This window comes from Micromonospora sp. NPDC047187, from assembly GCF_040643355.1.
Taxonomy (GTDB): Bacteria; Actinomycetota; Actinomycetes; order Mycobacteriales; family Micromonosporaceae; genus Micromonospora; species Micromonospora salmantinae.
The window spans coordinates 19,715-32,644 of the sequence record NZ_JBEYUF010000019.1; the positions used below are offsets into that span (position 1 = coordinate 19,715).

The following is a 12,930-nucleotide window of genomic DNA, read 5'->3' on the forward strand; positions in this document are numbered from 1 at the left end:
GATCCGCAGCTCACTACTCGCGCTCACCGTGCCAGCCTTTCGTTCGCGACTGCGGGGCTCGCAAGCTCACTCCTCGCGCTCACTTGCCCTCCAGCTCGACCAGGGCGCGTTGGATGGCGCGCAGGTAGTCGGCGTGCCCGACCTCGAACCAGTGCCGGCTGCTGTCCTTGACCGGCCCGGAGTACCGCTCCCCCGCCCGGTCCCGCACCCGCTGCGCGAACGCCGTGGCCCGTTCCGGCCGGTCCCGACGGGCCTGAAGCAGCCGGGCGAAGAGCACCGTCTGCCAGTGCGACAGGGTGAACAGCCCGGAGTCCGGTTGCAGCAGGCCGGCGACGGCCAGGGTCGGATGCCCGGGGGTGAACGCGTTGAGCCACAGCGTGGGCCGGCCCGCGCCCGCGCTGTCACCGAACACCGACGCGTCGAGGAACTCGAAGCGCGGCAGGTAACCGGTGGCGAAGACGACCACCTCGGGGTCGATCTCGCGGCCGTCGGCCAACTCCACGGCGTACGGGTGGAACCGGGCGACGTCCGGCACCGGGCCGATCCCGCCGTGGCCCACGTAGTACACGAGCTGGCTGTTCGCGATCGGGTGCGTCTCGTACACCCGGTGGTCGGGCTTGGGCAGGCCGAAGCGGGTCAGGTCGCCGACGGTCAGCCGCAGCGTCCAGTGGTAGAGCCACTGCCGCACCCGCAGCGGCACCCGCAGCGCCAACAGGCTGTCGTTGACCTGGTCGGCGGGGCGACCGAGCACATACTTCGGCGCGTACCAGTAGCCCCGGCGGGTGGAGTGCCAGCAACGCGACGCCTGCTGGGCGGCCTCGACGGCGATGTCGCAGCCGGTGTTGCCGGCGCCGACCACCAGCACCCGCTTGCCGCGCAGCTGCGCCGGGTCCTTGTAGGACGAGGCGTGCATGATCTCGCCACGGAACTGTTCGAGGCCCTCGTAGCGGGGCAGCTTCGGCGACCAGTTGTGGCCGTTGGCGATCACCACGGCGGCGTACCGGGCGGTGCGCTCGGGGCCGTACCCGCCGGTGGAGCGGGTGGTCACGTCCCACCGGTCACCCTCGACGGGCTGGACCCGGATCACCTCGGTGCCGAACCAGATGTGCGAGCGCAGGTCGAAATGGTCGGCGTAACGCTCGAAGTAGGACAGCAGCTGACCGTGGTGCGGGTAGTCCGGCCAGGAGTCCGGCATGGGGAAGTCCGGGAACTGGGTGAACGGCTTCGACGAGATCAGGTGGGTGCTGGCGTACACCGGGCTGCGGTCGTGCCGCCAGTTCCAGGCGCCGCCGACGCCCGTCTCCCGCTCGTAGCAGTCCACGCCGAACCCGTGCTCACGCAGGTTCTTGATGGCCGTCAGGCCGCTGGCACCGGCCCCGATGACGCAGACGGTGTCGCCCCGGTCGGAGACCGGGCGGCCGTCGCTGTTCGCCGCGGGCGAGGTCGCCTCCGGGTCGGGCCGGCCGTGGTCGGTGGAGGTGGACACCGGGGACATCTCCTTTTGGTACGGCAGGCGTGCCGGTCGCCGCGAAATCCTCTCCACAACCGGGCCGGATGTCCAGTCCTGAGCCGGATGCGCCGACGGTCGAGCCGGCGTCGGGGGTCAGTCGGTGGCGGGTAGCAGCAGGTCGACCAGGACCGGGAAGTGGTCGCTGGCCCGGCGGGTCTGCGGGGTGTCCACCACGTCGTAGTCGACAACTGTGATCCGCGGGTCGACGAAGAGCGCGTCGATGCGTCGGCGGGGGTCGGCGCAGGAGTAGGTGAGCCGCTCGGCCCGGTCGGCAGCCACCGCCGCGTCGGTCAACCCGCGCGACACGGTGGCCCAGGCGGGCCCGTCCGGCCCCTCGTTGAGGTCCGCCCCGGCCAGCACGGGGCTGGTCGCCGCGTCCAGGCCACGCTTGAACTCGGTGGCCTGGGAGGGTCGCTCGGCCGGGTCGGTGGACAGGTGCGAGCCGGCGAGGGTGAACCGGGCGTCACCGACCCGGCAGTCGGCGTACGCGGCACCGCGCAGGTGCCGGCCGGGGGTCAGCGGAAAGCGCTGACAGCGGGTGCCCAGCACCTGGACCCGCAGGCTGGTCAGGAGCAGGTTGCCCAGGGCGGGCAGCCCACCGGCGGCCACCACCAGACCGAACGACTCGGCCAACGTGGCGGACTTCTGTCGCCACCGGAACCGGCGCGGCCCCTCCTGCACGATCACCACGTCCGGCGTCGCGGCCCGGACCACCGCAGCCAGCGCGGCGGTGTCGTCGCGCTGGCTGTGGATGTTGTACGACACCACGCGCAGCGGCACGCCCATCCCGGACCGCCTCAGATCCGGCGGGCCAGGTCAGCGGCGCCGATCACCCCGGCGCTGTTGCCCAGCTGCGCCGGGAGCACCTCGGCCACCGGCAGGCGACCACGCTGGGCGAGCGCGTCGAGGTACGAGCGGCGGGTGGGACCGAGCAGCAGGTCACCGGCGTCGATCACCCCGCCGCCGACCACCAGGGTCTGCGGGTCGAGGATCTGCGCCATGTCGGCGAGGCTGGTGCCCAGCCACCGGCCGATCTGGGCGAACGCCTCGGCGGAGACCGGGTCGCCGCCCTGCGCGGCGGCGGTCACCATCGGGCCGGTGATCGCCTCGGCCTCACCGCCGGCCAGCTTCAGCAGGGCGGTGGCCCGGTTGGGCTCCTGCCGGGCGCCGGCCCGCGCGAACCGCACCAGGGCGCTGCCGCTGGCGTACTGCTCGATGCAGCCCAGCCGGCCGCAGCCGCACTGGTGTCCGTCCGGGACGGCCAGCATGTGGCCCAGCTCCGCGGCGATGCCGTGCGCGCCGCGCATCAGGTCGCCACCGAGGACGATGCCGCCACCCACACCGGTGCCGATGGTGAACATGATCATCGAGTCGTCGGCGTCGCGGGCCGCGCCGTAACGGAACTCGGCCCATGCGGCGACGTTCCCGTCGTTCTCCACGATCACGGGCAGCCCGACGGCCTCGCTGACGTACTCACGCAGCGGTTCGTCACGCCAGGCCAGGTTGGGAGCGAAGAGCACCGTCGAACGGCTGGCGTCGATCCAACCGGCCGCGCCGATGCCGACGGCCTCGATGGTCCGCCCGGCAGCCAGCTCGCCGACCAACTCGATGATGACGTCGCGGGTCTTGGCCACGTCATCGGCGGGAGTGTCCCGTCGGGTCTGCACGAGGACCGTGCCGGTGTCGTCCACGACACCGCCGGCCACCTTCGTGCCACCGACGTCGACTCCGATGGTCAGCGTCACCGCTACCGCCCCCCTCTGCTGTGCTGTCCGGCCCAGGTTCCGGCCCAGTGCCGGTCCGGGTCGGAAGGTCCCGCGCTCAGGCGCCGTCGCCCGATGCTTCCGCGTCGGCGTCATCGGGCACCCGCGAGGCGGGCACCACGGGACGGGTGGTCGGTGCCGGTACGGTCGCCGTCCCGGCCTCGTCGACGGGTGGTACGGCGGCCGGGGCGAGTGGGTCCGCCGTCCGGGTGGCGACCGACCAGACATCCCGCTCCGGCGCCGGCTGAGAATCATGCCCGGTACGGGTGGCATCGCGCCACACGTGGTCGTCGACGGTCGCTGTGGGCGGGGTGCCCGGGGGTGGCTCGGGGAACACGTCGTCGGTGCTCGCGGCGGGTGCCGGCGAGGGCGGGGCGGTCGGTTCGGCGGCCGGCTCGGCGGGGCTCGGCGTGGACGGTTCCGCCGGGGAGAACGCGCGGAGCAGGCTGGCGACGCCCGCGGCGAGGTCACCGGCGCCGGTCGCGAGCCGTTCGGCGAATTCCGGACTCGGGTCCCGCAACGCGGCGATGCCCCGACAGACCGGACAGACGCAGCATTCGGCCGAACCGGTGGCGAAAGCACCACCGGCGCCGGAGCGGGCGTCCGGGCCCGCGCTGTGACCGAGGACACCGGACAGCATCCCGCCCAACGAGCCGAACGCGCCGCCCGCCGAGCCGGCGGAGGCCAGTCGCGCCCCCGCCAACAGGGTGGCGACCAGCCGCTCCGCCTCTTCCCGGGCCGAACCCGGATCCGTTCCGCCCACCGTCGGCTCCTCTACCGTGCCACCGGACACGTCACTGCGCCGCACCGGTTGCTTCTACCCGGCGCTTGAGCTGCTTCAACGCGGTATCCATGATCATCTTCTCGGCTTTGCGCCGAAACATCCCGAGCATGCCGACCGACAGGTCGACCTCCAGCGTGTAGGTCACCGTCGTGCTGCCGTCCGGGTTACCCACCAGGTCGTAGGAACCACGCTGGGCCTTCTGCATCTTCGAGGGGGCGACCAGGTGCCACTCGATCCGGGACAGGTCCTCGGCGTACTCGTAGGCGAGCACGTACTCGTCGGCCATCACCCCGGCGTCGATGGTGAAACGCACCTGACTGGCGTAGCCGTCCTCGTACTCCTCGACGACCTCGGCACGACGCACCGCGTCGGTCCACTCCGGGTAGCGCGCGAAGTCGCAGATGACCGCCGTCACCCGGTCCGGTGCGGCGCCGATGATGATCGACTGGGTGGAGGAGTCCGCCATGGGGGGAGGCTACCCGCCTCCTGGTTGTCTCACCCCGACCGCCCGCCGGGTAGGTTTCGACACATGCCGACGCCACGGCGGCGGTCGGTCCAGCCAGTGCGAGCACGAAGGAGTGCAGGTGCGCGAGTTCTCCGTCCCGCCGATCGTCACCGTTGGCGACGCGGCCAACCTCACCGATCCGGTCTGGGACAACGCCGAAGTCGCGCCCGACACCGTCCAGTTCGCCCGCCCCACCCCGCGCACCGACGGCACCGTCACCGAGTGGACCGAGGTGACCTGCCTCCAGTTCCGCGACGAGGTGGCCGCAGTGGCCCGCGGGCTGATCGCCGCCGGCATCGAGCCCGGTGTCCGGGTCGGGCTGATGAGCCGCACCCGCTACGAGTGGACGCTGCTCGACTACGCGATCTGGGCCGTCGGCGCGGTGACAGTGCCGATCTACGAGACGTCCAGCGCCGAGCAGGCTGCGTGGATCCTCGAGGACTCCAACGCGGTCGCCGTCGTGGTGGAGAGCGAGGCGCACGCCGCCCTGATCGCCGGTGTCCGGCACCGGCTGCCCGAGCTGGGCCAGGTCTGGCAGATCGACAGCGGCGGGGTGGACGAGCTGGTCACCACCGGCGCCACTGTCGAGCTGGCCGAGGTCGAGCGGCGACGCAAGGCCGTCCGCGCCGGCGACCTGGCCACGATCATCTACACCAGCGGCACCACCGGCCGACCCAAGGGCTGCGTGCTCACCCACCGCAACATGTACGCCGACATCGCCAACGCGGTGCCGGTGCTGCCGAACCTGTTCAACGCCGGCGCGAGCACCCTGCTCTTCCTCCCACTGGCGCACGCCTTCGCCCGACTCATCCAGATCGGCGTCGTGCAGGCGCGAGCCACCATGGCGCACTGCGCCGACACCAGGAACCTGGTCGCCGAGCTACAGGCGTTCCGGCCGACCTTCGTGCTCTCCGTACCCCGGGTGTTCGAGAAGGTCTACAACGCCGCCAAGCAGAAGGCCGAGGCGGACGGCAAGGGCGGCATCTTCGCCCGCGCCGAGCAGGTCGCCATCGCGTACAGCGAGGCGCTCGAGACCCCGGGCGGCCCGGGCCTGGCGCTGCGCGCCCAGCACGTGGTCTTCGACCGGCTGGTCTACCGCAAGCTACGCGCCGCGCTCGGCGGACGGTGCCGGGACGCGATCTCCGGCGGCGCGCCACTCGGCGCCCGGCTCGGCCACTTCTTCCGGGGCATCGGCGTGACGGTCCTGGAGGGCTACGGCCTGACCGAGACCTCGCCCGCCGCCGCCGCGAACCTGCCCAGCGGCACCCGGATGGGCAGCGTCGGCCGTCCGCTGCCCGGCGTGACAGTGCGGATCGAGGACGACGGCGAGATCCTGATCTCCGGCGAGCTGGTCTTCCAGGGTTACTGGCGCAACGAGACCGCGACGGCCGAGACGATCAGCGCCGACGGCTGGTTCCGCACCGGCGACCTGGGCCAGCTCGACTCCGACGGCTACCTGAGCATCACCGGCCGCAAGAAGGAGCTGATCGTCACCGCCGGCGGCAAGAACGTCGCCCCGGCGGTGCTCGAGGACCTGGTCCGGGCGCACCCGTTGATCAGCCAGTGTGTCGTGGTCGGCGACCGGAAGCCGTTCATCGCGGCACTGGTCACGGTCGACGAGGAGGCGCTGCCGACCTGGCTGGAGAACGCCGGGATGCCCCTCGACACCCCCGTCGAGCAGCTGCGCGAGCACGAGGGTCTCCACAAGGAGATCCAGGCCGCGGTCGACGCCGCGAACCAGGCCGTGTCGAAGGCCGAGGCGATCAAGGTGTTCCGGGTCCTGCCCCGCGACTTCACCGAGGCGACCGGCGAGCTGACCCCGTCGCTCAAGGTCAAGCGCCAGGTTGTCCACAAGACGTACGCGGCGGAGATCGCCGATATCTACCGAGGCTGACTACCATCCGTCACGTGCCCGCATCCACAGCCACCGTCCCGCACCCGCATCCCCTCGCCGCGGCCGCCCGCGTGGTGATGCTGGCGCTGATCGCCATCCTGACGCTGTTCGCCACCCGCGACGTGACCCAGCTGTGGTGGATCGCGCTGCTGGCGGTGGCCGGGCTGCCGTCGCTGCTGGCACCTCAGCACCGGCTGGTCGGCCCGCTGAGCCGGGTGGCCGAGGTGGTGGTGCTGGGGCTGGCCGCGAGCCACGTCGCAGCTGTGGCGTCCATCGGCGGCACTGTCGACGGCCTGGGCGCCTCGGCGGTGCTGCCCTACCTGGCGGTCCCGGTGACCGTCACCGCGCTGCGCCGCCGCTTCCCGGAGGGCGCCGCGCTGCTCGTGGTCACCGCCGCCACCCTGCTGCTCAGCGGCGCGCTGACCCGGGTCGACGGTACCCTCCAGCTCGGCCAGCTGGGTTACCTCGCGGTCTGCGCGCAGTGGCTGATCCTGGCGGCGCTGGGGCTCTACGCCGCCGGCACGCTGCACCGGGTGATGGCGGTCCGCGGTGAGGGCAAACCGCAGCCGTACGCCGAGGCCACCCGGCTGCTGACCCAACTGCGGACAGTGGCCCGGCAGCTGCCCGGGGCGACCCTGGACCCGGGCGGCATCTCCGAGCACCTGCTGGAGGAGCTGCGGACGGTGGCCCGCGCGGACCGGGGCGCGGTGCTCTCGGCCAGCGGCGGAGGTCGCCTCGTGGTGCTCGCCCAGGCCGGCGTCGACCGGGTGGACTGGGAGACGACGCTGGACGCGGACTCGGCGATCGCCGACGCCTGGGCCACCCAGCAGGCCACCACGGCCGCCCGGTCGCAGTCCCGCTCGCACCGCGGCGGCGACGTGTCCGCGCTGATCATTCCGCTGGTCGCTGGGGTGCGCACGGTGGGGCTGGTGGTGCTGGAGGCCGACGCCGCGCACGCGTACCCGCCGCCGGTGGTGTCCCGGGTGACAGCGCTGACCCGCCCGGCCGCGCTGCGGCTGGAGGCGGCGCTGCTCTTCGACGAGGTGCGCTCGCTGGCCACCAACGAGGAGCGGCAGCGACTGGCCCGGGAGATCCACGACGGGGTGGCCCAGGAGCTGGTGATGGTCGGCTACGGCATCGACAACGCCCTGGCCACCGTCTTCGACGACGCCGACGAGACCGCCGAGGCCCTCCGTACGCTGCGCGGCGAGGTGACCCGGGTGATCCAGGAGCTGCGGCTGAGCCTCTTCGAGCTGCGCAGCGAGGTGGACCGGCAGGGTGGGTTGGCCGCGGCGATCGCCGAGTACGCGCGCACCGTGGGCGCGTCCGGCGGGCTGCGGGTGCACCTCTCGCTGGACGAGTCCACCGCCCGGCTGCCGGCCGCCACCGAAGCCGAGTTGCTGCGCATCGCGCAGGAGGCGGTGACCAACGCGCGCAAGCACGCCGGGGCGTCGAATTTGTGGGTCACGTGTGAGGTCGACCCCCCGTATGCGCAAATAGAAGTGTCGGATGACGGTCAGGGGATGGCTGACCAGCGCCCGGACGGGCGGTACGGTCTTGCGATCATGGCCGAGAGGGCGGAACGTATCCGGGGCCGGTTGGAGATCAGGCCGCGGCAACCCAGCGGCACGACCGTGGCGGTGGTTCTCGGCACCTCGGCCCGGCGCGATAACGTGCGCGGCAGCGCAGCACCAGAAGGGGAGTAACCCGAGGATGACCACAAGTCCGATACCGGCCACCCGTACCAAGGTCCTCCTTGTCGACGATCATGATCTGATTCGCAAGGGTTTGCGGCACGCCTTCGAGCGCGACCGCCAGTTCGAGGTCGTCGGTGAGGCGGCCACGGCGGCGGAGGGGGTACGCCAGGCCGGCGCCTTGCAGCCGGACGTGGTGATCATGGATCTGCGGCTGCCCGACGGCAGCGGCCTGGAGGCCACCCGCGCACTGCGTAAGTCCAGCGCGTCGATGGGCATCGTGGTGCTGACCATGTACGCCGGCGACGACCAGCTCTTCGGCGCCCTGGAGGCCGGCGCGAGCGCCTTCGTGCCGAAGACCGCCCCGGCCGACGAGGTGGTGGCCGCCGCACGGCACGCCGCCTCCTCCCCCAGCGCGTTCACAGCGGCCGACCTGGCCGAGGCGATGAAGCGCCGGCTCGCCCCGTCCGGTCCGCAGTTGTCTCCCCGGGAGGGGCAGGTGCTGCGGCTGCTCGCGGACGGGATGAGCGTGGCGGGCATCGCCAAGCAGCTGTTCGTCAGCGAGTCCACGGCGAAGACGCACATCTCGAAGCTCTACGAGAAGCTCGGCGCGGCCAACCGGGCTCAGGCCCTGATGACCGCACTCCGGCTCGGCCTGCTCGAGGCACCGGACGCGCCGAAGTTCTGACCTGTCTTCCGCTCGTCGAGCGGGACGACGCGACCGACGGTCCGCGCCAGCTTCTCCCCGGCGCGGACCGTCGCGCATCGACCGACGTCGGCAGGCAACCTTCGGCGCGCTATGGTCTGGCGTGCGTGGCGGGTGCACAATACCCGCGCGGGCGACGATGCTCGCATCGCGGATTCGAGGGGTGAAACGCATGCAGCGGCCGGACTGGGCACCCGACACCATCGACATCGAGCGCCCGAGCGTCGCGCGGATGTACGACTACTACCTCGGCGGCTCACACAACTTCGCCGCCGACCGGGCCGCGGCGCAGGCGATGGTCGCCGCGGTGCCCGAGGCGCCGTTGATGGCCCAGGCCAACCGGGCGTTCCTGCGCCGGGCCGTGCACCACCTCGCCGACGCCGGGATCCGGCAGTTCCTGGACATCGGTTCGGGGATCCCGACCGTCGGCAACGTGCACGAGATCGCCCAGCAGCTCGACCCGCGGTCGCGAGTGGTCTATGTGGACGTCGACCCGGTGGCGGTGGCGCACAGCCGCGAGATCCTCGCCGGCAACGAGCAGGCCGCGGTCGTGCAGGAGGACCTGCGCAACCCGGAGGCGATCCTGGCCCATCCGGACGTCCGCAAGCTGCTCGACCTGAGCCAACCGGTGGCCGTGATGGTAGTGGCCGTCCTGCACTTCGTCTCCGACGACGACCGGCCGGCGGAGCTGCTGCGGACGCTGCGGGACGCGTTGGCGCCCGGCAGCTACCTGGTGCTGTCGCAGGCCAGCGACGACGGGCGCAGCGAGGACGAACGCGCCGAGGCGGAGCGGGTCTACCGGCGCACCGACAATCCGCTGTGGATACGCAGCCGCGCCGAGCTGACCGCGCTCTTCGACGGTTTCGAGCTGCTCGACCCCGGCGTGGTCTGGGTGCCCGAGTGGCGACCGGACACTCCGGAGAGCGCGGAGGACGCCGAGCGCGCGGTCTTCATGGGCGGCGTCGGGCGCCTCGGTGACTGAGTCGCCCGGGGCGAACCCCTACCCGGGGACGTTCGCCCGGGCCTGGGCGAAGGCGGTCTCCGGCACCAGCTACCTACCGATGACCCAGGCCCAGTTGGAGTCCCTGCTGGACCGGCTCACCGGGCAACTGGCCGGGGCGTTGCTCACCGAGCCGTTCGACCTGCGTGCCGGGCACCGGGTCGGCGCCGAGCTCGTCGCCGCGCACATCGCCTCCGCCGAGGGGCTGGGTCGTACCGTCGAGGTCATCCAGCTCCGCCTGGTGCGCGACCTGGGCCTGGTGGCCGAGGAGGTCGAGGACCGGATGGCCCGGCTGCTGGCGGCCGTGGCGACCGGCTACGCCCGCGCGCTGCGCGACCGGACGCTCGACGAGCAGGAGTCGATCCGCCGCGCCGCCATGCGGGCCCGCACCCAGGCCGAGCAGGCGCTGCGGGCCAGCGAGGCCCGGTTCCGGCATCAGGCCACCCACGACCCGCTCACCGGCCTGCCCAACCGGACACTGTTCACCGAGCGGCTCGCCGCGGCGCTCAACGAGCCGGGCCGGGGCGCGCAGCGGGTCGGGGTGTGCTTCCTGGACCTGGACCGCTTCAAGGTGGTCAACGACACGCTGGGGCACCAGATCGGTGACCTGCTGCTGGCCACTGTGGCCGAACGGCTGCGCAAGGCCATGGGTGAGCACCTGGTGGCCCGGCTCGGTGGCGACGAGTTCGTCATCCTGGTGGAATGCACCGCCGGCACCGACGACATGGTGGCGGTCGCCGAGACCGCGCTCGCCGCGGTACGCACACCGGCGCTGGTCGACGGGCACGAGCTGCAAATCTCGGCGAGCATCGGCATCGTCGAGCGCCAGGTAGCCGGGGCCAACCCGACGGACCTGATGCGGGCCGCCGACAGCACCCTGCACTGGGCGAAGTCCGCCGGTGGGGCGCGCTGGGCGCTCTACGACGCCGAGCGCAACCAACGTGAACTGGCCCGCTACGCGCTCTCCGCGGCCATCCCGGCCGCGTTGGAGCGGGGCGAGTTCTACCTCGACTACCAGCCGCTGACCTCACTGCGCGACGGCAGCCTGGTCGGCGTGGAGGCGCTGGTCCGCTGGCGGCACCCCGAGTTGGGGGTGCTCCGCCCGGACAGCTTCATCGGATTGGCCGAGGAGACCGGCCTGATCATCCAGCTGGGCGGTTGGGTGTTGGCCGAGGCGTGCCGCGAGGCCGAGGCGTGGTCGGCCGGGGGTGCCGCCGCGCCCTTCGTCAGCGTCAACCTGGCGGTACGGCAGGTGCACCGGCCCGGGTTGGTGCAGGAGGTCCGCGCGCTGCTGCGGCAGACCGGCCTGCCACCGGAGCGGCTCCAACTGGAGATCACCGAGAGCACGATGATGAGCACCGCGGAGGAGCCGGTCCGCGCCCTGCGGGTCCTCGCCGACCTCGGGGTACGCATCGCCATCGACGACTTCGGCACCGGCTACAGCAATCTGGCGTACCTGCGGGACCTGCCGGTGACCGAACTGAAGGTGGCTGGGGAATTCGTGGCCGGCCTGCGCTCGCCCTCCGTCGGCCGCACCGACGAGCGGATCCTCGCCTCCCTGGTTTCGCTGGCGCACGCACTGGACCTGACCGTCACCGCCGAAGGGGTGGAGACCGCCGGGCAGGCCGAGCGGCTACGCGCGATCGGCTGCGACGCAGCCCAGGGCTGGCACTTCGGCCGCCCGGCCCCCGCCGATCGCATCCTGGCCCGCATCCGCTGAACCTCCCCGGCCCGACCACCCACCCCGACGGACGTCCACCGACACCGGAAGTAGACAGCGTCTACGGCGGCTGGTAGACAGTGTCTATGGGCGCGGACGAGACGGGGCTGCGAGCGCGGTTGGTGGCCGCCGGAGTGGACCTGGTGCTGCGTGAGGGCCAGTCGGCGGTGTCGCTGCGGGAGATCGCCCGGCGTGCCGGGGTCTCGCACGGCGCACCGCGCCGCTACTTCCCCACCCACGTCGACCTGCTCTCCGCCATCGCCCGGGAGGGCTTCGCCGACCTCACCGCCCAGGTCGAGCGAACGTTGCGCGACGTCGATCCGGACCCCCGTACCCGATTGACCGCGCTGGCCCGGACGTACCTGGACTTCGCGGCGGCCCACCGCGGCATGTTCGAGCTGATGTTCCGCCACGACCTGCTGGACAGCGGCCGGCTGCGGCTGCGCGAAACGAGCCTGCCGCTGTTCGCCGTCCTGGCCGACCTGGTGGCGCAGGCGCGCCGGCCCACCGACGCGCCCGCGGCGGTGCTGGCCGGCGCGCTGTGGGCGAACCTGCACGGCATCGCCCAACTCTGGGCCTGGGGCAGCCTCCCGCTGGCCACCGGCGCCACCGACGACGATGCCCTGCTGCGCGCCGCGTTGGACGCCCACCTCGGCCCGGCGCCCGCCTGAAACGACCCCGGAGGACACGTGCCCCTGCTGTACGACGTCACCAAGCTGACCGTCGGCGCCGCGCTGCGGTTTGGCTGGCAGCCCCGGGTGGAAGGGCTGGAGCATCTGCCCCGACACGGCGGCGCGATCCTCGCCGGCAATCACCTGTCCGTCGCCGACGAGCTGTTCCTCGTCACCTCGACGCCCCGACACGTCACCTTCTGGGCGAAGGTCGAGTACTTCAACGGCCGGGGTCCGGGCGGCTGGCTGAACCGGCGGATCGTCGCTGGCATGGGCGCCATCCCGGTCGACCGCGCCGACGGCCGGGCCGCCCTGCGCGCCCTCGACGCCGCCATCCCGGTGCTGCGCGCCGGTGGCCTGGTCGCCGTCTACCCGGAGGGCACCCGCTCCCCGGACGGGCGGCTCTACCGGGGTCGCGTCGGGATGACCCGGCTGGCCCGCGACGCCGAGGTGCCGATCATCCCGGTCGGCGTGCTCGGCACCGCCGAGGTGCTGCCGGTCGACGCGCGGCTGCCCCGTCGACACCCGATCACCCTGCGGTTCGGCCCGCCGATCCCGGTCGCCGAGCGGATCAACGGGCCACGTGACATCCGGACTGTCACCGACGAGGTGATGGCGGCGATTCAGCAGCTCACCGGCCAGGAGTACGTGCCGCACTACGCGCCCGCCCGGGAGAGCTGAAC

General features: G+C 72.6%; 12 protein-coding genes. 7 read left to right on the top strand and 5 right to left on the bottom strand.

The genetic code is table 11. The annotated features are described in order from the left end of the window. Positions 1–79: 79 nt before the first annotated feature. From ABZ794_RS24950 to ABZ794_RS24970, 5 genes are all read right to left on the bottom strand, one after another. On the bottom strand, positions 80–1,486 hold the full coding sequence (locus tag ABZ794_RS24950; protein WP_210785072.1) for an NAD(P)-binding domain-containing protein: 1,407 nt from the start codon (positions 1,484–1,486) through the stop codon (positions 80–82). A gap of 117 nt (positions 1,487–1,603) precedes the next feature. After that, entirely contained in the window at positions 1,604–2,311 is a 708-nt protein-coding gene (locus tag ABZ794_RS24955; RefSeq protein ID WP_181518469.1) for an endonuclease/exonuclease/phosphatase family protein, read from the bottom strand. Next, entirely contained in the window at positions 2,308–3,255 is a 948-nt protein-coding gene (locus ABZ794_RS24960; RefSeq protein ID WP_210785073.1) for an ROK family glucokinase, read from the bottom strand. The genes ABZ794_RS24955 and ABZ794_RS24960 overlap by 4 nt, the downstream gene beginning before the upstream one ends. Before the next feature lie 76 nt (positions 3,256–3,331). Further along, a complete protein-coding gene (locus ABZ794_RS24965) occupies positions 3,332–4,036 on the bottom strand; it encodes a hypothetical protein (protein ID WP_210785074.1) in 705 nt (234 codons plus the stop codon). 31 nt (positions 4,037–4,067) lie between these two features. After that, on the bottom strand, positions 4,068–4,523 hold the full coding sequence (locus tag ABZ794_RS24970) for an SRPBCC family protein (protein WP_210785075.1): 456 nt from the start codon (positions 4,521–4,523) through the stop codon (positions 4,068–4,070). Positions 4,524–4,641: 118 nt separating this feature from the next. Between ABZ794_RS24970 and ABZ794_RS24975 the strand changes: the two genes are divergently transcribed. From ABZ794_RS24975 to ABZ794_RS25005, 7 genes are all read left to right on the top strand, one after another. After that, on the top strand, positions 4,642–6,456 hold the full coding sequence (locus ABZ794_RS24975) for an AMP-dependent synthetase/ligase (RefSeq protein ID WP_238690604.1): 1,815 nt from the start codon (positions 4,642–4,644) through the stop codon (positions 6,454–6,456). 14 nt (positions 6,457–6,470) lie between these two features. Next, positions 6,471–8,162, top strand: coding sequence for a GAF domain-containing sensor histidine kinase (locus ABZ794_RS24980; protein WP_210785077.1), 1,692 nt, complete (start codon positions 6,471–6,473; stop codon positions 8,160–8,162). Positions 8,163–8,169: 7 nt separating this feature from the next. After that, entirely contained in the window at positions 8,170–8,838 is a 669-nt protein-coding gene (locus ABZ794_RS24985; RefSeq protein WP_030337723.1) for a response regulator transcription factor, read from the top strand. A 190-nt stretch (positions 8,839–9,028) separates the two neighbouring features. Beyond that, entirely contained in the window at positions 9,029–9,838 is an 810-nt protein-coding gene (locus tag ABZ794_RS24990) for an SAM-dependent methyltransferase (protein WP_238690694.1), read from the top strand. A 79-nt stretch (positions 9,839–9,917) separates the two neighbouring features. Further along, entirely contained in the window at positions 9,918–11,576 is a 1,659-nt protein-coding gene (locus ABZ794_RS24995; protein WP_357517900.1) for a bifunctional diguanylate cyclase/phosphodiesterase, read from the top strand. Between the two features lie 86 nt (positions 11,577–11,662). Further along, positions 11,663–12,247, top strand: a complete 585-nt coding sequence (locus ABZ794_RS25000; protein ID WP_210785080.1) for a TetR/AcrR family transcriptional regulator — start codon at positions 11,663–11,665, stop codon at positions 12,245–12,247. An 18-nt stretch (positions 12,248–12,265) separates the two neighbouring features. After that, positions 12,266–12,928 carry a lysophospholipid acyltransferase family protein gene (locus ABZ794_RS25005; RefSeq protein ID WP_357517812.1) on the top strand — a complete coding sequence of 221 codons (663 nt, stop codon included), beginning with the start codon at positions 12,266–12,268 and terminating at the stop codon, positions 12,926–12,928. The last annotated feature ends 2 nt before the right edge of the window (positions 12,929–12,930 follow it).

Coding starts and splice junctions, on each gene's coding strand:
- ABZ794_RS25000 (WP_210785080.1), top strand. CDS start 11,663: ATGGGCGCGGACGAGACGGGGCTGCGAGCGCGGTTGGTGGCCGCCGGA.
- ABZ794_RS24970 (WP_210785075.1), bottom strand. CDS start 4,523: ATGGCGGACTCCTCCACCCAGTCGATCATCATCGGCGCCGCACCGGAC.
- ABZ794_RS24985 (WP_030337723.1), top strand. CDS start 8,170: ATGACCACAAGTCCGATACCGGCCACCCGTACCAAGGTCCTCCTTGTC.
- ABZ794_RS24995 (WP_357517900.1), top strand. CDS start 9,918: ATGACCCAGGCCCAGTTGGAGTCCCTGCTGGACCGGCTCACCGGGCAA.
- ABZ794_RS24990 (WP_238690694.1), top strand. CDS start 9,029: ATGCAGCGGCCGGACTGGGCACCCGACACCATCGACATCGAGCGCCCG.